This is a genomic window from Bacteroides ilei (assembly GCF_900128495.1).
GTDB classification, from domain to species: domain Bacteria; phylum Bacteroidota; class Bacteroidia; order Bacteroidales; family Bacteroidaceae; genus Phocaeicola; species Phocaeicola ilei.
Map to the genome: position 1 here is coordinate 297508 of NZ_LT635801.1, position 24860 is coordinate 322367.

Consider the following 24860-nt stretch of genomic DNA (forward strand, 5'->3'; position numbering starts at 1 on the left):
TTAGTTTATGTTTTTTCCAAAAATAGTGAATTTACATAGAATATTATTTCCTATGAAGTGAAAATATAAATTGAAATAATTAGAAATCGGCTCTGTAATGGGTTGTAGAGGCTTCTTGAGTTTGTAAGAATATAAAAAGAATAAGCGGAAATAAAAAAGCTCCGGATGCCTGCAGGCTCCCGGAGCTTCCCTCATTGTAAGATGTGAGGATGGATTTGAATTAATGATTATGTTTATAAAATGTCCGCTTATGCATCGATATTGGCATAAGTGGCATGTTTCTCGATGAATTCACGGCGGGGAGCCACATCGTCACCCATCAGCATGGAGAAGATGTAGTCGGCGTCTGCCGCGTTTTCAATGCTTACTTGTTTCAGTATACGGGTTTCCGGATTCATGGTCGTTTCCCACAGCTGTTCCGGATTCATTTCTCCCAAACCTTTGTAGCGTTGGGTATGTATGCCGTTTTCTGTTCCGTCACCGTACTTTTGCATGAATGCCTGGCGTTCTTCATCGGTATAGCAGTATTCGCTTATCTTACCTTTCGAGCATTTGTATAATGGCGGGTTGGCTATGTACAGGTGTCCTCCTTGGATTACTTCCGGCATGTAGCGGTAGAACAATGTCATAATCAGGGTGTCGATGTGTGAACCGTCGACATCGGCATCGGTCATAATGATTACCTTATGATAGCGGAGCTTGTCAATATTGGCTTTCTTGCTGTCATCTTCCCCTTCTACACCGAAACGTACGCCCAATGCCTGGATGATGTTGTTCACTTCATCGCTTTCAAAAGCTTTGTGCCACATGGCTTTTTCTACATTCAGGATTTTACCGCGCAGAGGAAGTATTGCCTGGAACTGGCGGCTTCGTCCCTGCTTGGCAGAACCTCCTGCCGAGTCACCCTCCACCAGAAACAGTTCACATTCTTCCGGTACACGGCTGGAGCAGTCGGCCAGTTTGCCCGGCAGTCCGCCGCCGCCCATCGGACTTTTCCGTTGTACGGATTCACGTGCCTTGCGGGCTGCGATACGTGCCGTTGCGGCAAGTACAACCTTGTCGATAATCATTTTGGCTTCCTTCGGATGTTCTTCCAGGTAATTGGTCAAAGCTTCACCTACAGCCTGGTTCACTGCACCGCTTACCTCATTGTTCCCCAGTTTGGTCTTGGTCTGTCCTTCGAACTGAGGCTCGGCTACCTTGACCGAAATTACGGCAATCAGTCCTTCACGGAAGTCTTCTCCCGAAATTTCCACCTTGGCCTTTTCCAGTGCCTTGCTGTCTTCCGCATATTTTTTCAGTACACGGGTCAGTGCCATACGGAAACCGGTTTCGTGTGTACCTCCTTCAATGGTATTGATGTTGTTTACATACGAATGGAGGTTTTCGCGGAATCCGGTGTTGTACATGATAGCACATTCAATGGGGACTCCCTGCTTTTCGGTATTCAGGTAGATTACATCGTCAATCAACGGGGTATTGTTGGAGTTCAGGAAACGTACGAATTCCTTTACACCTTCTTCCGAATGGAATATTTCCTGTTTATAGCTGCCGTCTTCTTCCTTCTCACGTTTGTCGGTCAATGTAATGGTGATGCCTTTGTTCAGGTAGGCCAGTTCACGCATACGTGCCTGAAGAATACTGTATTTGTATTCGGTTACGGTGAAGATGCTGCTGTCGGGCCAGAATGTCTGGCGTGTACCTGTAAGGTTGGTTGTACCGACTTCCTTTACCGGATACAGAGGTTTTCCGCACGCATATTCCTGCTGATAGATCTTTCCGTTACGGAATACGTTGGTCGTCATATGGGTAGACAGTGCGTTCACACACGATACACCGACACCGTGCAGACCTCCGGATACTTTGTAGGAACCTTTGTCGAACTTACCTCCGGCGTGCAATACAGTCATGACCACTTCCAGTGCCGACTTCTTTTCTTTCTGATGGAAATCTACCGGAATACCACGACCGTTGTCCTGTACGGTAATGGAATTATCTTCGTTGATCGTTACTTCGATATGTGTACAATAACCCGCCAGTGCCTCGTCAATGGAGTTGTCCACTACCTCATAAACCAGGTGGTGGAGACCCTTTTCACTGATGTCACCGATATACATGGCCGGGCGCTTGCGTACTGCTTCCAGCCCTTCCAGTACCTGGATGCTACTGGCCGAGTAGCTGCTTCCGCTGTTTGATGTCAGTTCTTCACTCATTATCCAAAATCTAATATTTATAGTTTACTTTAAAACGTTCAAAGATACTAAAAATTCATCAGATTCTTAGGAAAGAGAGGACTAAAAAAGATAAAAAATACAGATAGACTACGGGACTTTTCCCCCGGCAAAATAGGGACATGCGGGTATAACGACAAAAGGCCGGATCATCATGATCCAGCCTTAATATCTTTTGAGTTAAGCGGTAACTTAAGCCAATTTGCTGATGTGAGCAGCCAATTTAGACTTCAAGTTGGCAGCTTTGTTTTTGTGGATAATGTTACGTTTTGCCAGTTTATCCAACAATTTCTGTACACTTGGGAATAAAGCTACAGCTTCGGCTTTTTCAGTAGTTGCACGAAGTTTCTTCACTGCGTTACGCATAGTCTTTGCATAATATCTGTTGTGAAGTCTTCTTTTTTCTTCTTGTCTGATTCTTTTAATAGATGATTTGTGATTTGCCATCTCGACTAATCTTTAATATTGTTCGTGATCTTGTTTATTATGTAGCCCGTGGGGGAATCGAACCCCCCTTTCAAGAATGAAAATCTTGCGTCCTAACCGATAGACGAACGGGCCATCCTTATTTCAGGAAGAACTCCTGACTTGCAATCGAGGATGCATATCTCTCGTTTGCGGATGCAAAGGTAGGAAGAATTTTTATTCCACCAAAACATTCGGGCAGTTTTTTTTCAAAATGCGCCATTTTCATTCAAAAGGGTTATCTTTGTATCAATTAATGGATTGGAGGCCGTTATGTTGCAGAAATATACGGGTGTGGTGCTTCATTCTTTGAAGTACAGCGACAAACAGAATATAGTACATATCTATACCGAACAGGAGGGGAGGATGTCTTTTCTTGTTCCGGTGCAACGTTCCAGAAAATCTACGGTACGCCTGGTGTTGTTCCAGCCCTTGTCTATTGTTGAATTCGAGGCGGATGTACGGCCTAAGTCGGGTCTGCACCCCATCAAGGAGGCCAAGGCGTGGTATCTTTTCCAGTCTCTTCCTTACGATCCGTATAAGTCGGCCATTGCTTTGTTTATCGCCGAGTTCCTTTACAGGGCATTGAAGGAAGAGTCCGAGAACCGGGCTCTGTTCGGGTATCTGGTCAATTCCATCCAATGGCTGGATGCCTGTGACGGCAGTTTTGCCAATTTCCATCTGGTTTTTCTGATGCGTCTGTCCCGTTTTTTGGGGCTGTTCCCCAATGTGGAAGGATATACCGACGGAGCCTTCTTTGATTTGCTGAACGCATGTTTTGTTCCCTCGCAGCCGTATCATGGTATGTTTGTCCGTCCGCAGGAAGCGGCGGCTATCCGTAACCTGATCCGTATGAATTATGATACGATGCATCTTTTTTCCATGAACCGGATGGAGCGCAACCGCTGCCTTGACATCATCAACCAGTATTACCGGCTGCATCTGCCCGATTTCCCCGAACTGAAATCCCTTCCGGTGCTTCAGGAACTGTTCTGAATCTGTATAGGATGTGCAGAAAAGAAGGAAGCCCCTGTCCGTTTTCCCGGGCAAGGGCTTCCTTTCGGATATGAAAATGCTGTTATCCCAGCAGTTCCTTCACTTTTGCCGATATGGCACGGCCTTCGGCCAGTCCGGCCAGTTCCTTGGTGGCTACACCCATAACCTTACCCATATCTTTACCGCTTGTAGCGCCTACGCGTCCGATGATTTCTTTCAGCTTGGCTTCCAGTTCCTCGGCCGAGAGCTGTTTGGGCAGATAGGTTTCGATTACACGTACCTGTGCCATTTCTTCTTCAGCCAGGTCGGCGCGTCCCTGTCCTTCATATACTGCGGCCGAATCTTTTCCCTGCTTTACCATTTTCTGCATGATTTTCAATGCTGCGTCGTCGGTCAGGGTATCGTTGGCTCCCGGAGCGGTTTTTGCTTCAAGGAAATTCTTCTTTATGTTGCGCAAGGTTTCCAGTCTTACCTTGTCTTTGGCTTTCATAGCCTCTTTGATGTCATTGCTGATCTGATCAAATAAATCCATATCTTTATTTATTTTGTTTAGAATTTTGGTTCTTGTTCATTTCTCCGGAATCAGAACGTGATGGTCATTGAGCCCGATTCGTTCATGTCCGGTTTCTGTGCCGATTTCTCTTCGGCAATGGCCCGTGAGTGGATGGCTTCCAGTACCGCTTTGCTACGCTGGTAGGTAGGAGTAGTATCCACCATGCTGATGATGTCATCGTTGTCGAGGTCTTCCTGAGTGAAGATATAGATGTTTACACGGCGGCGTCTGTTGTTGCCCCGGGTGATACCTTCTCCGTAATACTTGGAACGACGGTCGTCCAGACGCTGTTCCTTCTCTTCCTCTTCTTCACGGCGTTTCTGTTCTTCGGCCGAATGTTTGTTCAGTACGCTTTCCATACCCGGAACGTCCTGGATGCCGAAGCCGGTTGCCAGGATGGTGAATTTCACTTTTTCACCCAGTGAGTCGTCGATGTAGAGTCCCCATTTGGTTTCCACATCTTTGCTGAACCGGCTCATGAACTCATGTACCTCATTCATTTCCTCCATCATCAGATCGCTTTTTCCGCTGTATGAAATGTTGAACAGGATCTTTTTCGAGTTGAAGATGTCGTTGTTGTTCAGAAGCGGTGAGTGGAGAGCATCGGTGATGGCTTGGGTTACACGTCCTTCACCTTCACCGTATCCGGTACTCATGATCGCTACACCGCCATCTTTCAATACGGTCTTCACATCGTTGAAGTCGAGGTTGATCTTACCGCGTATCGTGATGATTTCAGCGATACTTTTGGCTGCTACCGACAGTGTATCGTCGGCTTTTCCGAAAGCGTTCAGCACGCTGATGTCGGAATACACGTCGCGCAGACGTTCGTTGTTGATTACCAGCAGGGCATCCACGTGTTTGCTCATCTCTTCCACGCCGTCCAGTGCCTGGTCAATCTTTTTGTTGCCTTCAAACAGGAAGGGGATGGTAACGATACCTACGGTCAGGATACCCATATCCTTGGCTGTCTTGGCAATGATAGGAGCGGCACCTGTTCCGGTTCCGCCACCCATTCCGGCCGTGATGAAGGCCATCTTGCAGCCGTCGCTCAGCATTTCCTTCACATCTTCCAGGCTTTCTTCGGCTGCTGCCCTGGCACGCTCCGGCCGGTTTCCGGCTCCAAGGCCTTCCTTGCCCAGTTGAAGCTTGATGGGCACCGGTGATTCGTCGAGTGCCTGGTTATCTGTATTGCATACCACGAATGTCACGTCGTGGATTCCTTCTCTGTACATATGGTTGACAGCGTTTCCGCCTCCACCTCCTACACCGATCACTTTGATATAGCTTGGTGTTCCTTTCTGGAAATCAAATGGCATTATTGATTCGTCAGACATAATTCACTCCTTTCTTTATGCGGTGAATAAAGTTATTAATCATTCATCAGGTCATCCGCTCCGTTCTGCAGTTTGCGGAACAGTTTCTTGAACGGATTATTTTCATCCTTTTCTTTCAGGATGGTAGCTTTGAGCTGTTTCAGCTCTTCTTCCTTTTCGGCTATATTTATAGCGACGGCCTGTTCCACTTTCGACAGGGCGTCATTGTATTTCTTGCGTTTCAGCAGGCGCTGTGCCTCTTCTACCAGTGCTTCGCAGTCTCTCAGACGCTTGGCGGCACGTTCCTTCTCCTGTTGTGCTTTCTGTTCCTCCAGTTGTTTCAGACGTGCGGCCTCTTCGGCTTTAGCCCTTTCCTCTTCTGCCTTCCTGCGTTCTTCTTCGGCTTTTCTGCGGGCTTCTTCCTCTTTTTTCTGCAGGTCGTCGATGAAGTCGAGCTGATGCCCCTTGCGCGGGTCTATCTTGCAGCAGTTCTCTTTACCTGTAGCCAGAATTCCTATCAGCGTGTAGTGGGTGCCGTCCAGCAGTTTTTCTGTATTTCCCTGCAGGTCGACATTGCCTCCCTGGGCGATACGGATCTTGTCGATTTTTGTGATGTTGGTAAAGGCCTTGTCCAGATTCGGCAGCTTGGAAGCACCTCCGGTCATGATGATGCCGGCCAGCAGCTTGTCACCGTATTCCGACAACACTATCTGGTTCCATACATTCTCCAGAATTTCTTTTGTGCGGGCCTCTACGATGTCTTCCAGCTTCCGCGCACGGATGGTGCACTTGCCGTCTATCGTATATTCCTTGTTCGGTTCCTCTTCGTCTTCACCGGGTTCGGTATAGGCGCTTGCATAGCGCAGCTTCAGCTGCTCTGCGTCTTCTTCTTCAATCTGCAGGCTGCAGATGTCTTTGGTAATGTTGTTGCTTCCCAACGGGATAACGGCCTGGTGGCGCAGTATATTGTTTTTATAGACAGAAACAGTTGTAGTGTCGGCTCCGAAGTCTATCAGAGCACATCCGGAACGTTTTTCGCTGGCGGTCAGCAGTGTATTGGCTGTAACCAGCGGTGAGAGGAAGTAATCGGCTACTTCATATCCGGCCTGCCGGAAGCACTGGCGGATATTGCTTTTCAGTGTATTGCGGGCAATAATGTTCAGGTAATGCCCTTCGATACGTTCGGCAGGGATGCCTACAGGTTCGGTGGTGAGCTGGTTGTTGCCCAGTTTGTATTCCTGCGGTTCCACTCCCAGAATTTCCTGGTCTATCAGTGAGAGCTGGAGGTTGCTTTCCATCATGCCGTCAATCAGGGCCTGTGAGATTTTGGTCTCTTCGTTCATCTGCTTGGTTTCGGTGTTGCGGATGCTTCTTACCGACTGTCCGCCGATACCTACATATACCTTTTTGATCTGTGCCTGGAGTTTTTCTTCCAGTTGTCCGATGACCGAGCTCAGGCATTGTGTAGTTTTGTCCAGATTGTAGATCACCCCTTTCTTGATACAGTCGGAAGAACGTTCACTGGCATAGGCGAGAACCTGAATGCTTCCGTCCGGATTTTTCTTGCCGGCGATACCGGTGATTTCGGTTGATCCCAGTTCAATTGCTACTATAAAATCTGTTACTGCCATATATTACTTCTCTTTTTTTGTACAAATAATCTGATTGTTAAACTCTACGCTGATCCGTTTGTATTTGTTCCATCCTACTTGGTTCAGCGCTTCTTTGTAGAATGTCTGCAATTTAGTGAATTTTTCTTTATAATCACCAGGTTTTCCCAAAAAGAGTACATGATCGCCTACCCGGGGTATCAATTCAAGTTCCTTGTTGGGTGTGACGTTGATCTGTTCTATCTGTGATTTCCAGAAATCATTGCCTTGCAGGTATAATCCCAGTTCGTACAGTTCGTTTTGGGCGAATTTCCTGTCGATATATCCGGTGGCTACCGCTACGTGGACCGGTTTGCCCGGCGATACCATGATTTTCCCTTTGTTGTCTACATAGTAGTCTTCACCGTTGCTGCTCATCACACGGACCACCGGTATGCGTTGATAAATGTTGACAGATACTTTCCCGCCCGATGTGAGATAACATTCGGCGTTGTCGATGAACGGATGGCGGATCAGTATCCTTTCCAGCTGGCGTACGTTGATTTTTCCCAGCTCCTTTCCATCCGGCAGTATACCGTTCTTTTTCAGGATGGACTTGATTTCCTTCTGAGTGATGAAGCCGTAGTCCACACTGTCTTTCACGGTCAGTTCCATACCCTTACAGACCTGTTTGTCGGGCTTGTTGTTGAATGTTGTGACGGCTACCGCCAGGTAAGCGGCCACAAGCAGCAGTATGCAGAGTATGAGAATCTTTTTTATCATCTGTCTTTCAGTAATTCACAAATTTGTGGAACATAGTTGTCGACATCACCGGCCCCAAGTACGATGAGTACGTCGAAGCGCTTTTCTTTCAGCAGGTCCAGCAGTTCCTCTTTCCGGCACATGCATTTCTCGATGCCGGGTCGGAGATTGTCGTAAATCAGTCGGCTGGTCACACCTTCTATCGGTTTCTCACGTGCCGGATATATGTCCAGCAGGATCACTTCGTCCAGCAGTGAAAGGCTGTCGGCAAAGTCCTTATAGAAATCGCGTGTACGGGTGTACAGGTGTGGCTGGAAGATGGCTGTGATCTTCTTGTCCGGATAGAGGGCGCGGATTGAAGTTACGCTCTGCCGGATTTCGGCCGGATGATGGGCATAGTCGCTCAGAAAAGCGATATGGTCATTCTTCAGCTTGAAGTCGAAGCGCCGTTCCACTCCTTTGAAGGTGGGCATGGCTGCCTTGATCTCTTCGGCGTCGGCTCCACCTATCTGGGCCAGTGCCATGGCGGCTATTCCGTTTTCTATGTTGACCAGTACCGGTACTCCCAACTGGATGTCCTTGATGTTGCCTAACGGGGATACGAAATCGAACCGGATTTCTCCGTTCCCGATGCGGATGTTTTCCGCATGGAAATCACCCTCTTCCTTCGAATAGGTGTACACGGTTACTCCGGGCTGTACGTCGGGTTTCAGTTCCAGCCCTTTCTTGATGATGAGGTATCCGTCGGGACGGATAAGCGACGTATATTTACGGAAGCTTTCAAGATAAGCTTCGTGGGTTCCATAGATATCCAGGTGGTCGGCGTCGGTTGCCGTAATCACTGTTGCATAGGGGGTCAGCCAGTGGAAAGAACGGTCGAACTCGTCGGCTTCGATTACCACCAGGTCACTTTTGTCGGAAAGCAGCAGGTTGGTCCCGTAGTTTTTGGAAATACCTCCCAGGAATGCGTTACATTCCACATGAGAATTGTGCAGCAGGTGGGCTGCCATGGTCGAAGTAGTGGTTTTTCCATGGGTACCGGCTACACAGAGTCCTTTTTCGGTCCGTGTCAGCATACCCAGCACCTGTGCGCGTTTCTGGATCTCGAAGCCATGTTCACGGAAATAGGCCCATTCCTTATGTTCTTTCGGAATGGCCGGCGTGTATACCACCAGCGTGGTAGCCGGATCCTTGAAATCGTCGGGTATAAGTGATACGTTTTCTTCGTAATGGATGGCTGCACCTTCTTCTGCCAGCTTTTCGGTAAGCTCGCTCGGGGTACGGTCATAACCGCCCACCTTTTTCCCTTTTGACAGGAAATAGCGTACCAGGGCGCTCATGCCTATGCCTCCCGCCCCGATAAAGTATACAGCTTTCAAAGTATTAACGTTCATGTTCTTTCTTATAATTTTCAGCCAGTTTGCAGACTTCGGCGGCAATTACGTTGGCCGAGTCCTTGAATGCCAGCTTGGCGATGTTGGTACTTAGTTTTTTCAGCGTTTCCGGCTGTCCTACAGTCTCTATGGCTGTGTCGAGCAGTTTCATTCCGGCTTCCGAGTCCTTGACGTAAAGGGCTGCATCCTTGTTGACCAGCGCCAGTGCGTTTTTGGTCTGGTGGTCTTCGGCTACATTGGGCGAAGGTACCAGGATAACCGGTTTCTGCAACAGGCAGAATTCGGAAATGGATCCGGCACCGGCGCGGCTGATGACCAGGTCGGCTGCACTGTAAGCTGCCGCCATGTCGGATATGAAGTCGGTGGTATGCAGCATTGGAAGTTCTCCGGCTGCGGCTACGGCTGCTCTGGCTTCCTTGATATAGATTTTTCCGGTCTGCCAGATAAACTGTACGCCCGAGTTCCTGATCTTGTCGAGTCCCTGCATCACACAGTTGTTTATGGTGCGGGCTCCCAGGCTTCCGCCTATGATCAGAATTGTCTTTTTCGCCGGGTCGAGTCCGAAGCTTCGTACCGCATCTTCACGACTGATGTTGTGGTTCAACAGTCCCTGGCGGACCGGGTTCCCGGTCAGGATGATCTTTTCCTTGTCGAAGAAACGTTCCATGCCTTCGTAGGCCACACAGATCTTGCAGGCCTTTTTGGCCAGCAGCTTGTTGGTCACTCCGGCATACGAATTCTGTTCCTGGATGAGGGTAGGGATACCCATCATACCTGCCATCTTCAGCGTAGGACCACTGGCATATCCGCCTACTCCTACCGCTGCGTAGGGTTTGAAGTCCTTGATGATCCGACGTGCCTTTATCTGGCTGCGCATCAGTTTGATCAGGACACTGATGTTTTTCAGCAGGTGCTTGCGGTCGAAGCCGGCAACCGGCAGACCGATGATTTTATATCCGGCAGCGGGTACGCGCTGCATTTCCATACGCCCTTCGGCACCGACGAACAGGATCTCCGCGTCGGGATGCTGTTCCTTGATGGCATTTGCGATGGATACTGCCGGGAAGATATGTCCTCCCGTTCCGCCTCCGCTGATGATGATTCTCAAATTATCTTTCATGACATTCTATATTTATCGCAAAGTTAGGAAAAACCTGTAAAAAAAGTTCTTATTTTTTTATAAGTCGTTCTTTTCCTTATTATTTAAATCTTCTGTCGAATCCTTTCCCTTTGTCGCCAGGTCGGCTGCATTCTGCAGCAGTACTACCGCTGCGTCCTGAATCTGTCTCTGCCGTTCGGCCTCTTCCATTTCACGCTGTTTCTTCAGCTCGTTCACATGGCGGCTGATACCCAGGATAATCCCGATGTAGGCGCAGTTTATCAGGGTGGAGGTTCCTCCTTTGCTGATAAGCGGCAGCGGCTGGCCGGTAACCGGCATGATTCCTACGGCTACCAGCATGTTGAACATGGCCTGGGTGACAAGCAGGAAACCTATTCCCATGACCAGAAAGGCATAATACGACTTGTCGCAGTTCCTGGCTATCTTCCCTATGCGCATCAGCAGCCAGATATAGAGGAAGGCCACAACTCCGCCTCCTACCAGCCCCAGCTCTTCGATGATGATGGCATAGATGAAGTCGGAAAAGGCTTGCGACAGGAAATCGCGCTGTACGCTGTTTCCCGGTCCTTTGCCCAATACGTGACTGGTGGCTATGGCAATGTTTGCATGGGCTACCTGTGCGTCTCCGTCGATGTCGAATTTTTCGGGGGGAATGACCGATTTGTCGAAATGGTTTTCCAGACGGCTCTGCCAGGTTACCATACGGTGAAGCCCTACCTTGTCCCAGGCTTCCGCCGGTACATATTTGACGGTTGCCAGTCCGATGATCATGACTCCGATACACACACCTACCAGCATTCCCATCTGCTTGAGCGGGATACGTCCCACGAACATCATCAGGAATACGCTGATGCAGAGCAGCAGGGCGGTCGAAAGGTTTTCGGTAAAGATCAGCGCACAGGTTATGCCTGTTATCCACAGTATGTACTTGAACGCTTTTCTGTTGGCCCCTTCTTCCTCCTGCATCTTGGAAAGGATGAAGGCAACCGTGATGATGGTTGCCATTTTGGCCAGTTCCGAAGGCTGGAATTGGAAGAATCCAAGGTCGATCCACCGTCTGGCCCCGTTGGTCAGCGCTCCCATGACGAATACTCCTATCAGCAGCAGCCAGGAGAGCGGAAGCAGCAGGATAAACATCTTGAACCACCGGCACGGGATGTTATGGACAATCAGCACCACGATAAGTCCCACCATCATCAGAATCAGGTGCATGGTAATCGGCTTCCAGTAGTCCCCGCTTTTGTAGGTCAGTGTACTGGAGGCGCTGAACACCTCGATAATGGATACGAGACAGAGCAGCATGAAGATTATCCATATAACCTTGTCGCCTTTGAATAAATTTTTCAGCAAATCCATCTTCGGATATATTTTTTATAGGTTTCTTACACATTCTTTAAACTGGTCGCCACGGTCTTCGTAACTCTTGAAGAGGTCGAAGCTTGCGCAGCAGGGACTCAGCAGTACGGTTTCGCCTTTCTTGGCCATCCGGTAGGCTGCGTCTACGGCGTCTTTCATGCTCTGGACATCGGCTGTCGGCAGTCCGAAACTGTCGAAGAAGCCGTGCAGCTTTTCGTTGTGCAGTCCCAGGTAGATCAGTCCTGTACATTTTTCCTTTACAAGGTCGGCTATTTCATTGTAGTCGTTGCCTTTGTCTTTGCCTCCCAGAATCAGTATGGTCTTGGTCTTCATACTCTTCAGGGCATACCAGCAGGAATTTACGTTGGTGGCTTTCGAGTCGTTGATGTATTCCACACCACGTACCGTAGCTACCTTTTCAAGGCGGTGTTCCACTCCCTTGAAGTCGCTCAAGGCCTCGCGTATACATTCTTTCTTGATGCCTGCAATGTTGGCCGAAATACCTGCCGCCATGGAATTGAACAGGTTGTGGGTACCGGTGAGTGCCAGCTCTTCCTGTTCCATGTTGAAGGCTATCGGCTCGGTAAAATATACCTTGTCTGCCTCGGTAAAGGCTGCCAGTCCGTTTTCCTTGTGCTCGGCAAACGGATAATATTTCCCGTGCAGTCCGTACTTGTGCAGTTCCTGGCGGATAATCGGGTCATCGTTCCAGAAGATGAACGCATCGTTGTCGGTCTGGTTCCGGATGATGCGGAATTTGGCGTCCACGTAGTTCTGCATCTTGTAGTCGTAACGGTCCAGATGGTCGGGGGTGATATTCATCAGCACGGCAATGTTCGCGTGGAACTTGTACATGTTGTCAAGCTGGAAGCTGCTCAGCTCTATCACGTAATAGTCGTAGTTACATTCGGCTACCTGGTAGGCGAGGCTTTGTCCGATGTTGCCTGCCAGCCCGACATTGAGGCCCGCCTTCTTGAATATATGATAAATCAGCGATGTCGTAGTGGTCTTTCCGTTGCTTCCGGTGATACAGATCATCTTGGCATTGGTGTAGCGTCCGGCAAACTCTATTTCCGAAATGACCGGTGTCCCCTGTGCCTTCAGCTTCAGGATCATGGGGGCGTCGTTCGGGATACCCGGACTCTTGATCACTTCGTCTGCGTTCAGGATGAGTTCTTCCGTGTGTCCGCCTTCTTCCCATCGGATATTCCGTTCATCCAACATTTTCTTGTATTTGTCCTTGATTGAAGACATGTCGGAAACAAAGGTGTCAAAACCTTTTTTCTGTGCCAGAACGGCAGCTCCCGCTCCGCTCTCTCCGGCTCCTAAAATGACAATTCTCTTTGCCATAACTCTTTACCTTATCTTATCTTTAATGTTATTATCGTAATTGCAGCCAGCAGGATGGTGATGATCCAGAAGCGGACTGTTATCTTTGATTCATGGAATACGCTGTCGGGTTTGGTGATCAGGTATCTGCAGGTCGGATCCAGCTGTGCCATTGTCGTACGGAAATGGTCGTGGATGGGCGCCCGCTTGAACACGCGCTGTTTGATCCCTTTTTTCTTTCCCCACTGGTAGTATTTTACCTGCAGGATGACCGAAAGGTTCTCTACCAGGAAGATTCCGCAGAGGATGGGGATCAGCAGCTCCTTGTGGATGATGATGGCAAATACCGCAATGATACCACCGATGGTCAGACTGCCTGTATCACCCATGAATACCTGGGCCGGAAAGGCGTTGTACCAGAGGAAACCGATCATGGCACCGATAAAGGCGCATACGAAGATCACAAGCTCTTCACTTCCCGGTATGTACATGATGTTCAGGTAGCTGGCATACTCGATGTGGCTCGATACGTAGGCCAGTATACCCAATGTGGCACCGATGATGGCCGAGTTACCGGCTGCCATACCGTCCATGCCGTCGTTCAGGTTGGCTCCGTTCGATACGGCTGTCACTACGAAGATGGTTACCAGTACGAACAGGATCCATCCGGCGGTCTGTGCATGGTCACCCATGAAGCCAACGAAATCGGCGTAGTCCAGGTTGTTGTTCTTGAAGAACGGGATGGTGGTCTTTGTCGATTTCTGGTCCTGCGACTTGTGGACCACATCGACCACATGTCCGTCCTGCTGTATTTCCACGTTTTCCCGGATAACTACATTCGGACTGATATAGAGGGTCAGGCCCACTATCAGTCCCAGACCTACCTGGCCGATGATCTTGAACTTCCCGTGCAGGCCTTCCTTGTCTTTGCGGAACACCTTGATATAGTCGTCCAGAAATCCCAGCGTGCCCAGCCATACGGTAGTGATCAGCATCAGGATCATGTAGACGTTTCCCAGCTTGCCCAGCAGCAGGCAGGGAATCAGGATGGCTACGATGATGATGATACCTCCCATGGTAGGTACTCCTACTTTCTTCACGTTGAACGGGTCGATGGAAGCGTCGCGTTGCGTTTCCGTGATCTGTTTGCGTTTCAGCAGTTTGATGAAGTACTCGCCGAAAATGGATGAAATCAGCAATGCCAGGATAACGGCTACCAGCGACCGGAAAGACACGTAGCCGAACATGCGCGCTCCCGGAAATCCGAGCTGCTCCAGGTAATTGAATAAATAATATAGCATCTTACTGGTTATTCGTTGTCAAAAATCTCTTTCAATATCTCCTTGTCATCAAAATGATGTTTCACCCCTTTTACTTCCTGATAGTTCTCGTGGCCTTTCCCGGCTACCAGAATTACGTCGCCCGGTTGTGCCAGCATGCAGGCGGTACGGATGGCTTCCTTGCGGTCAACGATTGAAATGACCTTTTTCATGTCTTCCTTGGTCAGTCCGGCCAGCATGTCGTTGATGATGTCCTGCGGTTCCTCGAAGCGGGGGTTGTCGGAGGTGATGACTACCTTGTCGCTTTGTTTTACGGATTCCTGTGCCATCAGCGGGCGTTTGCCCTTATCGCGGTTTCCTCCTGCACCTACTACCGTAATGACACGGCCGTTTCCTCTGAGCACTTCGTGGATGGCGTTCAGGACGTTTACAAGGGCATCGGGGGTATGTGCATAGTCGACTATGGCTGTATAGTTTCTCGGCGAGCGGAGTGCATCGAAACGTCCGGCTACAGGGCGCATGGTACTCAATTTGACCAGTACGTCTTCAGGCTGTTTGCCCAGCAGACAGCAGGCTCCGTATACGGCCAGCAGGTTTGATGCGTTGAAACGTCCGATGAACTGCACGTTCACTTCACGGTTGTTGATGTCCAGAAGCATCCCTTCGAATCCGTCTTCCAGTACCTTTCCCTTGAAATCGGCCAGCGTGCGCAGTGAGTAGGTGGCTACCTTGGCCTTGGTGTTCTGTACCATTACCATGCCGTTTCTGTCGTCGGCGTTGGTCAGTGCAAATGCACTTTTGGGCAGTCCGTCGAAAAAGGCCTTCTTGGCTTTCAGGTAGTTTTCGAAAGTCTTGTGGTAGTCCAGGTGGTCACGGGTGATGTTCGTAAAGATACCGCCTACGAACTTCAGTCCCCCGATACGTTTCTGCGCGATGGAGTGTGAACTGACTTCCATGAACGCATACTTGCACCCTTCGTCGGCCATGCGTCCCAGCAGGCGGTTCAGGGTGATAGGGTCGGGGGTAGTATGGTCGGTCGGGATGGCTTCGTCGTCGATGTAGTTGCACACCGTCGACAGCAATCCTACCTTGTAGCCGAAGCTCCGGAACATCTTATATAATAAGGTGGCGATTGTAGTCTTCCCGTTGGTACCTGTAACGCCTACCAGGTCGAGCTTGGAGGTCGGATCGCCGTAGAATGTAGTAGCCAGCCGGCCTACCGCATCTTCCGTGTCGGCCACCTTTACATAGGTTACATTTTCATGCAGGGTTTCCGGATAAGTTTCGCATACCACTGCAGCAGCTCCTTTTTCAATGGCTTTCTCTATATAGGCGTGTCCGTCGGTCTGTGTACCTTTTACTGCAACAAACAGATGGCCTGTTTCTACCAGACGTGAGTCCATCTGGATACCTGTAATTTCAATATCTGTGGCGCCTTTCGTTTCACAGACGGTAACGGATCTGATAATTTCTTCCAGTTTCATGTCAATTCTTAGTTCTTAGTTCTTTAGTGTCAATGTGATAGTTTGTCCTCTATGTAATGTGGAACCGGCAGCTATGCTCTGTTCCCTCACTTTTCCCATTCCGGTAATCCGTACGCGGAGACCGTGGCTTTCGAGCAGGTAGACGGCATCTTTCGCTCCCATACCGCGTACGTTCGGTACCAGTTTCTTGCTCTGTGTCACTCTTTTCAGGTCGGCAGCCGAACGGGTACATTCGGTTTTTCCCCATAACGGATTATGTGTGTAAGGCACGGTACGGCTGTTCCCGGGGATATCCAGGCTGCGCAGTACATAGGCCGTTTCGATCATGTCGCCGTTCTTTACGTCCGGAATCAGGATGGAAGTGGAATCCTTGATGGTTGCCGGGTCACGGTACAGGTACTTGGCATAGATGCGTTCTGCAATCCGGCTGAAAACCGATCCGGCCTGCAAACCACCCGATGCCGGTCCGTGCGGAATCAGGATGGAGATGATGCAGCTGTATTTCGGGTTTTCCGACGGATAGTAACCGCAGAAACTTACCTGGTAGCTTACTCCGTTGGCTTTGTAACCCGCCTTTCCCTGTGAGATCTGTGCCGTACCGGTCTTGCCCGAAACGTTGAACTGCTTGCTGCCGGCCGGTTTGGCCAATCCTTCCGAAACTACTTTACGCAGGATGGTCTTGATCATTGTAAGAGTCGTGTCCGAACAGATTTTCGGGTTGACCACTTCGGTCGGGAATTCCTCCAGTATCTCGCCGTTCTTGGCGATGGCCTTCACGAACTTCGGCTTGATCATCACTCCGTCGTTGGCGATGGCATTGTAGAAGTTCAGTATGTAGATAGGCGGTATCATGGTTTCATAACCGATACTCATCCAGGGCAGGGTAGTCTTGGCGAAATACCGCTCTTTCGGTCCCAGAATGCGGGGGCTGGCTTCACCTACGAAACCCAGATGCAGGGGCTTGTCGATACTCATACGTTTCAGGCCGTCGACGAACTTCTGCGGATTGTTCTTGTAGAACTTGTCGATGATAGTGGAGACACCGATGTTCGATGACACTTCCATGATGCGGGTTACGTCTATTTTGCCGAATCCGCCTCGGGTGGCCCAACCCCAGTCTCTCATCTTGCTGCCATACATGTCTACCACACCGCTCCCCGTGTCGACTACATAATCGGGGGTGATATAGCCGTCTTCCATGGCCACCATGATGGAGGCGGTCTTGAATGTGGATCCCGGTTCCATCAGGTTGCTTACGGCATTGTTCCTCATTTCGTAGTATTTCCCGTCGCCGGCACGTGTCATGTTGACGTTGGCTTTCACGTCTCCCGTCTTGACGTCCATGACGATTGCCACGCCCGAAAGGGCGTTGAGGGTTTCAAGCTGGTCTACCAGAGCCTTTTCGGCTATATCCTGTATGTCCACATCGATGGTCGTGATGATGTCACAGCCGTCTACGGCAGGTTTGTCGATGATGTTCAGGTAGGTGTTCCTTACTTTCTGGCGGTGTGTGATACCGTCCTGTCCGCGCAGAACGGAGTCGTATGTCAGTTCCAGTCCGTTCTTGGCTCCCTGTGTCATGTCGGGGTACATGTCGCCGAGGGTACGCATGGCCAGTGAGCCGAACGGTTTCTTCCGCTGGTTGTATGTCTCGGCATGCAGACCTCCCTTGTTCTTGCCAAGGTTAAACACCGGCAGTTTCTGTACTTCCTTGTATTCGATGTATGAGATCCGTCTCGGGTACAGCAGGAAGTGGCGGCTTTTGGCTTTCCGTCCTTTCAGGATCTGTCTGCGGAATTCCTGTACGCTCCTGTCGGGAAAGAGCTCGTTCAGCCCCTTGCAGATTTCCGTCAGGTGGTTCATCAGCATGGTATCCTTTTCCATGCCTCCTGCCTTGAAGTCCATGTATATCCGGTATTCCGGCAGACTGCTTGCCATCAGCTTGCCGTCGGATGATATGATGTTTCCACGGTTCGGGTGTACTACGACGTTCTCTTTGACAAAACGGTCGGCTACGTCCTCCCAGTATTGGCGGTCGGCAAACATGATGACGGCGGCCTTGACTATGATGGATATAGCCAGCGCCAGCATGATTACCACAATGAAGGTGTAACGCAGCATGATGTTTTTCTGTCCCGGAATCATAATTATTTATCTTCTTTTTTCTCTTTGATCAGGTATGGAGGGGTGGCCGCTATCTGGAGCGGGGTCCCTTCGGTTGCAATATATTCTTCTATGCGCGACTGGCGGCTTCTTTCGGTCAGTTCGGAAGAGATGGTCAGTGCGTCGTATTTCGTATCGATCAGTTCTTTTTTCAGCCTGTCTATTTCAATCAGTTCCTGCTGGCTTGCATACCGGTTGTCGATATACAGGATTGTGAGCAGTACAATCAGAATAAGCAGGTTGGTCTGCCTTTTCAGGAAATCGTGTGCCAGGATATCACCTCCCAGAATACTTTTGAACGTGATGTGTCCGGAGTTTTGCTGCCGGTCCTGGTCTTTTCCCTGTTCCATTTTCGGTTCTTTCGGTTCCTGTTGTTCCATCATGGCGGTCATTTCTTTTCGGCGATCCGCAGTTTGGCGCTGCGAGAACGCGGGTTACGTGCTATCTCTTCAGACGAAGGGACAATCACTTTGTTGTTTATCAGTCTGAACGGGGCCTGTATGTTCCCGTAGAAGTCCTTTTCGGCCTTTCCTTCCACGTTGCCCGTCTTCATCAGGTTCTTCACGATACGGTCTTCCAGCGAGTGGTAGGTAATCACTACCAGGCGTCCTCCCGGCTTCAGGGCCTGTGTGGCCGCATACAGCATTTCTTTCAGGGCTTCCATCTCCTGGTTCACTTCAATGCGCAATGCCTGGAAAACCTTGGCCAGTTCCTTCTTTTCCCGTTCACGGCCGAAGAGCGGTTTTACCACATCCAGAAAGTCGCCTATCGTGACGATCTGTTTCTGCGTCCGGGCCTTTGCCAGTGTGGCGGCCAGCTTGCGGCTGTTCTTCAGCTCCCCGTATAGGTAGAACACGTCGGCCAGCCGCTCTTCTTCGTAGGTGTTCACGATGTCGGCTGCCGTTTTTCCGGCACGCTTGTTCATGCGCATGTCCAGGTTGCCGTCAAAGCGGAAGGAAAATCCGCGTTCCGAATCGTCGAAGTGATGGGAAGAAACGCCCAGGTCGGCGAGGATGGCATCCACTTCTTCAACACCGTAATAGCGCAGAAAGTTGTGCAGGTAGCGGAAATTGCTTCTCACGAACGTAAAGCGGCTGTCGTTTACGATATTCTTTTCAGCGTCTTCATCCTGGTCGAAGCTGAACAGGCGGCTCGTTTCATCCATCCTTCTGAGGATTTCTTTCGAGTGTCCACCTCCTCCGAAAGTCATGTCGGCATAGATGCCTCCCGGGTGGAGGTTCATCCCGTCAATGCTCTCGTCCAGCAGTACGGGAATGTGATATGTCTGTTCTGTTTCCATCCTGTTTTTTGTCTGAAAGTTTGTAATTTCTACCTTATATATCCGATTGAGGTTGTAAAATTACATATTTCCCTATAATTTGTTATATAGATTTCCGAAAAATCTTTAAAGAAGTTATCAACAGGTGGTTTGTCTCACAGTCTCAACTTTCTCAATATAGATGCGTGATTCCGTAAAAATCGCCGTAAAATATTGTGATATAGTAGTTTGCGCCTGTTTTAACAGTTCCTGGAATCTGGCTTTCGGACGGTTGGACTTATATTGGGGGACCGTTCCGGAGCTGAATTTGGAGCTGTTTTACGTATGTAAATATTTTTTATCGCCGGAAAAACGGCCGATATAGCCATTTTCCGGGCTTTTCCTGTTGTAATGATAATTTATTTTCCGGGGCTTTCCTTAAGGGAATTCCGGAGGGTGGACACTTATTGGGAAATAGCATGAAAATCCCTCCTGTAATGGCCTGTAGACAGGGGTACGGCTTTTTCGGAAGTGTTTTTGGGAAGAGGGGTGTGGCAGAAAAAATATCCTTTTTCAGGGGCGTTTTTATGTCGTGATGCGAGGATCGCGTAACTATATTGAGAAAGTTGAGACTATGAGACGGGATACAGAGGGCGTAGAAAAGGCTGTGTAAATATTTATTATTTATGACCGGAAGGCCCGAAAATTCGTCTTGGAATTTTTGGAAAAAGGCTTGGAATATTCCTGAAAAGAATTTGTTCTTTTGCTGCAGATGACTTGATCTTTTCTTTGGAATGACTTGGCCTTTTTTCTTCAGGAACTTGGCGCTTTCAGGAGCTTTGCGTTTTGCAGGGTCAATAACCCGTGGAGCTGTTTATCCCTGCTTCTGCTGCTTTTCGTATAACCTGACGGTTGTTTGTACCACTGCGTAATCATATCCTTGCGTTCCCGTATCCAGCCGGTCCCAGTCTGTCAGGCAATGGTGTTTCCTGATCTTTTCACTTTTTCCGCTGGGATAGAGTTGCTTCTCCTCTTCCGACATCTGCGTATAACCCAGCATGAAATGGGACGCATTCCACCGGAGGTGTTCGCAGACGGAGGCGTTGGTAAGGCGGGTATGCCAGTCGGTAAGTGATTCACTGTCGTCCGGACTTGCGGTTATCGGCCATGACGGGCAAGGGAACGGTTTTTCCATGTTTCTGAGGCCCAGCAGGACTTCCTTGGTATAACGGTGCTTGTAGTTTGCTTTGTCCTGCGATTCCTTTCTGGCCAGTTCACGGCGTTCCAGGAATGATTTTGCCCGGTTTCTGCGTTCGTCCCACCCGAGGTTGCTGCCTCCTACCGCTTCACAATAAGCCTTGTAGAACTGTTTGGCCGCTTCCGTTTCTTCGTCATCGATGATCCAGTTCTTGGTATAGACGGTATCGGGGTTTCCGAAATATTCGATGACCGTATTGTTTGCAGCATAGGCGTTGATGGTCTTGTCGAATTTGAACTTGTCTGTAGTATGATACAGGCGGACGAATATCTTGAAGTTCCGGAAGTCGTCGGGGCGGTGCTGCAAGGCGAATTCATAAAGGGTGGCCGCTATATCCAGGTTGCGGTCATCTTCACCGGTGGCTATGACTACATAGTTGAGCTGTCCGATAATTTCATGCAGTTTCCTGTAGAATCCGTCCGACCCGCTGCCATAAGGACAGAATTCCACTTCTCCTTCCGCTTCAATGCCCGGGAGGGCAGGCAGATCATTGGAAAGTTCGCTTTTTACCAGGTTGATGTTTTCATCGCAGACAATCAGCCGTACAGGTACCTTGTGCTTTTCTGCATCGGGAAAAGCGGAGAATTCGTACAGGAAACGTAATGCTTCCTTTCCGGTAGAGCCGAATCCGATGATGAGTGCCGTAAATGGTTTTCCGGATTCTACGTAGCCTGATTTGCTGTTGATGTTGACGAAATGGATGGGGTGGGCATAGTTTCTTCCGCTGTCATCCTTTCTCATGGACAGTTCCATCACCGCTTCATGTGAATCGTCGAGCAGATGCAGTTTGCTCCGGTAGCAGTCTTCCTGTAGTCTGGTCACTCTGGTTCTCCGGGCCGAGCAGTAAAGCTGGTTTATTTTTGTCCCGATGTCGCTGTCAAGTATTTTCAATGAAGCGCGCAGGTTGGCTGGTTCATTGTCGGTGAGAAGAAAGAAATCGGTCTTGCTGGAGCTTTTCATGAACTTACCCACCTTGCTGAGGCCCATGCTGCGCAGGAAATTTTCATTGTCGGTTTCTGCTTCCGACGGACGAGTGTTGCTTTTCAGTAGGATGTAGTGTATGCCCGACAACTGTTTCGTTATATTGGTCTTGTACGAAAGCAGGCCGAGCAGTCCGCTGAAACTCAATCCATTGACTTTCACATCTTCTTCCTGTGGAAAGTCGATGAATACGATCCTTTCCTTTCCGCCGGTGCGGCTGTAAATATCCTTTGCCAGGAGGAAACTTTTTTCGTTAAGCCCCCAGAATACGTTCAGTTTCGGCTTTGTGAACAGGTTGAGTTGCCAGACACAACCCCTGAACCAGTCGACGATACGTTTGCCGAAGCAGGTAACGGCAAATACCATACTGGTGGTGAGGGCAAGAAAGTGGATCAGGGCAAAGAACAGCATGTAGACCGGGTTGCCGGAGCAGTTCTTGGCTACGCCGATCAGGTTCGATTTCGACAGGAACATTTCGAATGAGGAAAGCATCGAGCGCAGGAGGAGGGTAACGCAGTTGCTTCCGGTTCCGGCATAGGCATATCCCATGAAATAGATGGCCATTCCCGAAACGAAGATGAGTACGGCCGTTTCGAGCAGCATTTCGCTGGAAAAGGTCAGTATGTTCTTTTTCTTGTTCCTGAACCACCATATGAACTGTTTCAGCCAGAAATAGGCCGATGTGATCCAGGCTACCAAAATAAGCAGGAATATGATGCCGGCACCTTGGCTTGCCAAAGGCTTGAGGACCGAGAATTCGCTGCCGGTCTGCAGGCAGTGCCGGTTCTCAAGTAATAACTTGAGGCTATCCAGCAGATAGCTGTTGTCGGTAGAAATGGGTTGTGGGTCGGCGGTTGCGCCTGTGGCTGTATGGAATATACATGCAAAGACCAATATGGCAAGTAAGGTTCTGTTCATAAAATCTGCGTTTTCTTTTGTCCAAAATTAGTGATATAATCCGTAACCTGAAAGTATCTTTCTGAAAAATCGTTATGTACTTCTGTCTGTTTCTGCTTGTTCTTTTGTGGAAAATAATTAAATTTACAGCGATATCGATAGCATAAATAACCGAAATAACCTAAACAGATGAACAGATGTATTGTCCTGGCCGGGAAATGGCTGGTCTTGTTGCTGCTTTTCTTTCTGGCAGCCTGTAGCAATGATGAAACGCCGTCGGAAAATCCGCTTGCCGGAGACCGTTACCTGAGCGGTATCCTTGCCGAAAGGCATTTCGACAAGGAGGAAATTGCCTCCCAATTGGTCGGTTTTGCGGCTTCCCAGGGAATTGACATCCCTGAAGCTTTCCTGAGTGTCCTGCTATGTGACGTGGATGTGGCTGCCATCGAGTACACGACTACCGGAGCAGACGGGAATCCGGTTACGGCATCGGGGGTGGTTGCCATGCCTGGAGGGACTGTTTCCTACGACCATCTTTTGAGTATCCAGCACGGTACGCTCGATATGGAGGAAGCTCCCTCGAAACAGCTTTTCTATTATGAGATGATGCCTGTCGTATCCGGACATGTGGTCGTTATGGCCGATTATCTGGGGTATGGTTCCAGTCAGACACCCGACCGCCAGCATCCTTATCTGCATGCGAGGCTGACGGGAACGGCCTGTGCCGATATGATTGAGGCTGCCCGGGAATATCTGGCATATAAGTCGGTTGCCGAATCGGACGATGACATTGAGCTGTTGGGTTATTCGCAGGGAGGACAGGCGACAGTCGCTACCTTGTTGGAGCTGGAGAGCCGTGGCCTGGCCGGATGTATCCGTGGGGTGTATGCCGGGGGTGGAGTCTATGACCTGGAAAATATACTGGAGACATTTACTTCCACGGCAGGCAGTTCCTTGCCTTATGCCCGTTCTGGATATGCACCTTATCTGATACGTGGCATGGCCTATGGGGAGCAGTTGGATGTAAAGGATGAGAACCTGTATGCTCCGGAGGTTATCGACAACGGATTGAACGAGATGTTCTCTACCCGGCCCTTGTCGGAATGGCATGATGCGCTTGGTACGGATATAACCCGGGTACTTCATCCGGATTTCTTTGCACCGCCGTCATTCAACGGTAATGCAGATGTAGCCGCTATAGTGGAAGCTTTGCGGAAAAATTCGTTGGTGAATGCTTCGGTCAAGCCGCAGACTCCGATTTCCCTCTATCATTCGCCCCAGGATGACTTTGTTCCTTATTCGAATGTGGAAAACATCCGTCAGATATGGCCTTCTTCGACCTTGACGGATCTGACCATGCCCGGCCATGTACTGGGAGGGGTTGAATTCATGTTGCGTTATATGGGGCTATGGGACCTGTTCGGTCCGTTGTTCAAGCCGGAAGCCTGATTGCGTTTGCACACTTATTACAATCTGTGTGCAGATTTGTCAGTACCGCTGTGGATTCGGTAACTTTTTTTGTCCTGTTTGTATATTTTTCTGGTGTAAAAGAGCAAATTATCAAAAGATACGTTACATTTGCAAAGAAAACTGCAAAAGTGAAGAATGGCTAACAGTCCGATATTTTTAATAGATATAGACAAAATTTTGAAGGAGAAGGCGGGGAATAAGGCGAAGCATATTCCACGTTTTATCGTCTCTTACCTGAAGCGTATCGTCCATCAGGAAGAAATCAACGGATTCCTGAAAAGTGCGGCCGACAAGACGGGAGTGGATTTTCTTGAGGTCTGTATGGAGTATCTGGACGTCAAGCTGGATGTACATGGTATAGAGAATCTTCCCGATAAGGGCCTGTGCACTTTTGTATCCAATCATCCTTTGGGTGGACAAGACGGCGTTGCCCTCGGATACCTTCTGGGCAAGCATTACAACGGTAAGATCAAATATCTGGTAAACGACCTTTTGATGAATCTGCATGGACTGGCACCGTTGTGTATACCTATCAACAAGACCGGATCACAGTCGCGCGACTTCCCGAAAATGGTTGAGGCCGGGTTCCGTTCGGATGACCATATCATCATGTTTCCGGCCGGACTCTGTTCCCGCAGACAGCATGGCGAAATCAAGGATCTGGAGTGGAAGAAGACATTTGTGACCAAAAGTGTGGAGACGGAACGTTGGGTTGTCCCTATCCATTTCGAAGGGAGGAATTCTAATTTTTTCTATAATCTGGCCAATCTCTGCAAGTTTTTTGGCATCAAGTTCAACATTGCGATGCTTTATCTTGCGGATGAAATGTACAAGAACCGTCACAAAACATTCCGGGTAACGATTGGCAAACCTATTCCATGGCAGACTTTCGACCGCTCAAAGACACCGGCCGAGTGGGCTGAATATGTGCGTGAGGTGGTTTATAAACTGTAGTAAT

At 49.3% G+C, this 24860-nt stretch carries 19 protein-coding genes and 1 tRNA gene; 3 read left to right on the forward strand and 17 right to left on the reverse strand.

The annotated features are described in order from the left end of the window. Positions 1-248: 248 nt before the first annotated feature. From gyrB to BQ7489_RS01270, 3 genes are all read right to left on the reverse strand, one after another. Positions 249-2213, reverse strand: coding sequence for a DNA topoisomerase (ATP-hydrolyzing) subunit B (gyrB, locus tag BQ7489_RS01260; RefSeq protein ID WP_072529714.1), 1965 nt, complete (start codon positions 2211-2213; stop codon positions 249-251). Between the two features lie 210 nt (positions 2214-2423). Next, positions 2424-2678, reverse strand: coding sequence for a 30S ribosomal protein S20 (gene rpsT, locus BQ7489_RS01265; protein ID WP_072529715.1), 255 nt, complete (start codon positions 2676-2678; stop codon positions 2424-2426). A gap of 42 nt (positions 2679-2720) precedes the next feature. Beyond that, positions 2721-2792, reverse strand: a tRNA-Glu gene (locus BQ7489_RS01270). Between the two features lie 177 nt (positions 2793-2969). On the opposite strand from BQ7489_RS01270, the gene recO reads away from it, so the two are divergent. Further along, positions 2970-3692, forward strand: a complete 723-nt coding sequence (gene recO, locus BQ7489_RS01275) for a DNA repair protein RecO (protein ID WP_072531966.1) — start codon at positions 2970-2972, stop codon at positions 3690-3692. An 82-nt stretch (positions 3693-3774) separates the two neighbouring features. On the opposite strand, the gene BQ7489_RS01280 is transcribed toward recO, so the two are convergent. The 14 genes from BQ7489_RS01280 to BQ7489_RS01345 form a co-directional block, all read right to left on the reverse strand. Continuing rightward, complete coding sequence (locus BQ7489_RS01280) at positions 3775-4224, reverse strand: GatB/YqeY domain-containing protein (protein ID WP_072529716.1); 450 nt, start codon at positions 4222-4224, stop codon at positions 3775-3777. 50 nt (positions 4225-4274) lie between these two features. Next, positions 4275-5582: a cell division protein FtsZ gene (ftsZ, locus tag BQ7489_RS01285; RefSeq protein WP_072529717.1), complete on the reverse strand. Its 1308-nt coding sequence runs from the start codon at positions 5580-5582 to the stop codon at positions 4275-4277. A gap of 35 nt (positions 5583-5617) precedes the next feature. Further along, positions 5618-7192, reverse strand: coding sequence for a cell division protein FtsA (gene ftsA, locus BQ7489_RS01290; protein WP_072529718.1), 1575 nt, complete (start codon positions 7190-7192; stop codon positions 5618-5620). A gap of 3 nt (positions 7193-7195) precedes the next feature. Next, positions 7196-7933, reverse strand: a complete 738-nt coding sequence (locus BQ7489_RS01295) for a cell division protein FtsQ/DivIB (protein WP_072529719.1) — start codon at positions 7931-7933, stop codon at positions 7196-7198. Next, entirely contained in the window at positions 7930-9306 is a 1377-nt protein-coding gene (murC, locus tag BQ7489_RS01300; RefSeq protein ID WP_072529720.1) for a UDP-N-acetylmuramate--L-alanine ligase, read from the reverse strand. Before murC ends, BQ7489_RS01295 begins: the two co-directional genes overlap by 4 nt. After that, complete coding sequence (gene murG, locus BQ7489_RS01305; protein ID WP_072529721.1) at positions 9296-10426, reverse strand: undecaprenyldiphospho-muramoylpentapeptide beta-N-acetylglucosaminyltransferase; 1131 nt, start codon at positions 10424-10426, stop codon at positions 9296-9298. Before murG ends, murC begins: the two co-directional genes overlap by 11 nt. A 57-nt stretch (positions 10427-10483) precedes the next feature. Continuing rightward, entirely contained in the window at positions 10484-11782 is a 1299-nt protein-coding gene (locus BQ7489_RS01310) for an FtsW/RodA/SpoVE family cell cycle protein (RefSeq protein ID WP_072529722.1), read from the reverse strand. A 15-nt stretch (positions 11783-11797) separates the two neighbouring features. Next, a complete protein-coding gene (murD, locus tag BQ7489_RS01315; RefSeq protein ID WP_072529723.1) occupies positions 11798-13132 on the reverse strand; it encodes a UDP-N-acetylmuramoyl-L-alanine--D-glutamate ligase in 1335 nt (444 codons plus the stop codon). An 11-nt stretch (positions 13133-13143) separates the two neighbouring features. Then, on the reverse strand, positions 13144-14412 hold the full coding sequence (gene mraY, locus BQ7489_RS01320; RefSeq protein WP_072529724.1) for a phospho-N-acetylmuramoyl-pentapeptide-transferase: 1269 nt from the start codon (positions 14410-14412) through the stop codon (positions 13144-13146). Positions 14413-14420: 8 nt separating this feature from the next. Continuing rightward, on the reverse strand, positions 14421-15875 hold the full coding sequence (locus BQ7489_RS01325) for a UDP-N-acetylmuramoyl-L-alanyl-D-glutamate--2,6-diaminopimelate ligase (protein ID WP_072529725.1): 1455 nt from the start codon (positions 15873-15875) through the stop codon (positions 14421-14423). Positions 15876-15890: 15 nt separating this feature from the next. Beyond that, positions 15891-18020 (reverse strand): penicillin-binding protein, encoded by a 2130-nt coding sequence (locus tag BQ7489_RS01330; protein ID WP_204352737.1) that lies wholly within the window; start codon positions 18018-18020, stop codon positions 15891-15893. A gap of 2 nt (positions 18021-18022) precedes the next feature. Further along, positions 18023-18388, reverse strand: a complete 366-nt coding sequence (locus BQ7489_RS01335) for an FtsL-like putative cell division protein (RefSeq protein ID WP_072531968.1) — start codon at positions 18386-18388, stop codon at positions 18023-18025. A 38-nt stretch (positions 18389-18426) separates the two neighbouring features. After that, positions 18427-19338 (reverse strand): 16S rRNA (cytosine(1402)-N(4))-methyltransferase RsmH, encoded by a 912-nt coding sequence (gene rsmH, locus BQ7489_RS01340; protein WP_072529726.1) that lies wholly within the window; start codon positions 19336-19338, stop codon positions 18427-18429. 832 nt (positions 19339-20170) lie between these two features. Then, a complete protein-coding gene (locus BQ7489_RS01345) occupies positions 20171-22453 on the reverse strand; it encodes a hypothetical protein (protein WP_072529727.1) in 2283 nt (760 codons plus the stop codon). A 168-nt stretch (positions 22454-22621) separates the two neighbouring features. Here BQ7489_RS01345 and BQ7489_RS01350 point away from each other — a divergent pair, with 168 nt between their 5' ends. After that, the gene (locus BQ7489_RS01350; RefSeq protein WP_072529728.1) at positions 22622-23881 is read left to right on the forward strand and encodes a lipase family protein; all 1260 of its coding nucleotides are present in this window, start codon (positions 22622-22624) and stop codon (positions 23879-23881) included. 156 nt (positions 23882-24037) lie between these two features. Continuing rightward, complete coding sequence (locus BQ7489_RS01355) at positions 24038-24856, forward strand: lyso-glycine lipid O-acyltransferase GlsA (protein ID WP_072529729.1); 819 nt, start codon at positions 24038-24040, stop codon at positions 24854-24856. Positions 24857-24860: the final 4 nt, after the last annotated feature.

Excerpts from the sequence above, each read along its gene's own strand:
- BQ7489_RS01335 (WP_072531968.1), bottom strand. The coding sequence starts at position 18,388 with ATGGAACAGGGAAAAGACCAGGACCGGCAGCAAAACTCCGGACACATC.
- BQ7489_RS01280 (WP_072529716.1), bottom strand. The coding sequence starts at position 4,224 with ATGGATTTATTTGATCAGATCAGCAATGACATCAAAGAGGCTATGAAA.
- murG (WP_072529721.1), bottom strand. The coding sequence starts at position 10,426 with ATGAAAGATAATTTGAGAATCATCATCAGCGGAGGCGGAACGGGAGGA.
- murC (WP_072529720.1), bottom strand. The coding sequence starts at position 9,306 with ATGAACGTTAATACTTTGAAAGCTGTATACTTTATCGGGGCGGGAGGC.
- BQ7489_RS01310 (WP_072529722.1), bottom strand. The coding sequence starts at position 11,782 with ATGGATTTGCTGAAAAATTTATTCAAAGGCGACAAGGTTATATGGATA.
- rpsT (WP_072529715.1), bottom strand. The coding sequence starts at position 2,678 with ATGGCAAATCACAAATCATCTATTAAAAGAATCAGACAAGAAGAAAAA.
- mraY (WP_072529724.1), bottom strand. The coding sequence starts at position 14,412 with ATGCTATATTATTTATTCAATTACCTGGAGCAGCTCGGATTTCCGGGA.
- BQ7489_RS01295 (WP_072529719.1), bottom strand. The coding sequence starts at position 7,933 with ATGATAAAAAAGATTCTCATACTCTGCATACTGCTGCTTGTGGCCGCT.
- recO (WP_072531966.1), top strand. The coding sequence starts at position 2,970 with ATGTTGCAGAAATATACGGGTGTGGTGCTTCATTCTTTGAAGTACAGC.
- BQ7489_RS01330 (WP_204352737.1), bottom strand. The coding sequence starts at position 18,020 with ATGATTCCGGGACAGAAAAACATCATGCTGCGTTACACCTTCATTGTG.
- BQ7489_RS01350 (WP_072529728.1), top strand. The coding sequence starts at position 22,622 with ATGAACAGATGTATTGTCCTGGCCGGGAAATGGCTGGTCTTGTTGCTG.
- BQ7489_RS01325 (WP_072529725.1), bottom strand. The coding sequence starts at position 15,875 with ATGAAACTGGAAGAAATTATCAGATCCGTTACCGTCTGTGAAACGAAA.
- gyrB (WP_072529714.1), bottom strand. The coding sequence starts at position 2,213 with ATGAGTGAAGAACTGACATCAAACAGCGGAAGCAGCTACTCGGCCAGT.
- rsmH (WP_072529726.1), bottom strand. The coding sequence starts at position 19,338 with ATGGAAACAGAACAGACATATCACATTCCCGTACTGCTGGACGAGAGC.
- ftsA (WP_072529718.1), bottom strand. The coding sequence starts at position 7,192 with ATGGCAGTAACAGATTTTATAGTAGCAATTGAACTGGGATCAACCGAA.
- BQ7489_RS01355 (WP_072529729.1), top strand. The coding sequence starts at position 24,038 with ATGGCTAACAGTCCGATATTTTTAATAGATATAGACAAAATTTTGAAG.
- murD (WP_072529723.1), bottom strand. The coding sequence starts at position 13,132 with ATGGCAAAGAGAATTGTCATTTTAGGAGCCGGAGAGAGCGGAGCGGGA.
- BQ7489_RS01345 (WP_072529727.1), bottom strand. The coding sequence starts at position 22,453 with ATGAACAGAACCTTACTTGCCATATTGGTCTTTGCATGTATATTCCAT.
- ftsZ (WP_072529717.1), bottom strand. The coding sequence starts at position 5,582 with ATGTCTGACGAATCAATAATGCCATTTGATTTCCAGAAAGGAACACCA.